1 protein-coding gene and 1 pseudogene are annotated in these 1150 nt (G+C 46.2%); both read right to left on the bottom strand.

Annotated elements, in window-relative coordinates; translation table 11 throughout:
- Positions 1-864, bottom strand: an 864-nt coding sequence (gene ychF, locus A3739_RS25855; protein WP_068503292.1) for a redox-regulated ATPase YchF, incomplete at its 3' end; no start/stop codon positions are given.
- 96 nt (positions 865-960) lie between these two features.
- Positions 961-1150: pseudogene (locus A3739_RS25850) on the bottom strand (aminoacyl-tRNA hydrolase); the annotation flags it as partial.

Below are 1150 nucleotides of genomic sequence, written 5' to 3'. Positions count from 1 at the left end.
TTTACCAGCAGTGAAGTAGGTTTGTAATCCTAGTAGTTCGTAGCCTGCACGAATAACACGATCAAGGCCTGGCTCTTCCATGCCTAAGTCTGCAAGAAACTCATCACGCTCTTCATCTTCTAGCTCTGAAATTTCAGCTTCTAACTTATTGCAGATAGGTACAACGACAGCGTTTTCTTTTTCAGCGATTTCGCGCACGGCATCGAGGTGTGGATTGTTCTCAAAACCGTCTTCATCTACGTTAGCGATGTACATGGTTGGCTTGATCGTTAGAAGACATAGCTCTTTGATGGTTTTAAGTTCGTCCTCATCTAAGCCTAATGCGCGAACTGGCAGACCTTCGTTGAGGTGAGGGAGTAATTTGCTCTCTAAAAGCGCTAGTGCTTTCTTAGCATCTTTGTCGCCACTTTTAGCTGTACGCGTGTAACGCTTTACCGCTTTTTCTACGGTATCTAGGTCGGCAAGAGCAAGCTCTGTGTTAATAACGTCAACGTCAGCTTGTGGGTTAACTTTTGCTGAGACGTGCACAACGTTCTCATCTTCAAAGCAGCGTACTACGTGCGCAATAGCGTCTGTTTCACGAATGTTGGCTAAGAATTGGTTACCTAGACCTTCACCTTTAGAGGCGCCTTCAACAAGCCCTGCAATGTCGACGAACTCCATTGTCGTTGCGAGTGTTTTTTCAGGTTCGACAATGGCTGATAGTTTGTCCAGTCGTGGGTCTGGCATGGCGACTACGCCTGCATTGGGCTCGATCGTACAGAAAGGGAAGTTCTCTGCGCCGATACCAGCTTTAGTTAATGCATTGAATAGCGTTGATTTGCCAACGTTTGGAAGTCCTACGATGCCGCAGTTAAAACCCATGGTCTGAATCCTAGTGTGTCTGGTCTTAAAAAATTGGACGTATTATATAGAGAAGGGCGAGGGTGGTCACCTTGTTGGGTGACAAAGATACGATGTTTAACTTGCTTTGAAGCTATGCAGTGCGTTCATTGCTCGAGCGGTATCTCCAGAAATGATCTCTGGCAAATATCGACTCGCTTCGTCGATGACTGCAGTGAGTTCTTCTGTTTCTTTTTTACCAAGTTTTCCGAGTACATGGCCGGTTACTTTACTTGCGTGGCCTGGATGGCTGATGCCGAGTCTTAGT

It is taken from the genome of Oleiphilus sp. HI0067 (assembly GCF_001635735.1).
This window is presented reverse-complemented; position numbering and strand designations above follow the sequence as displayed.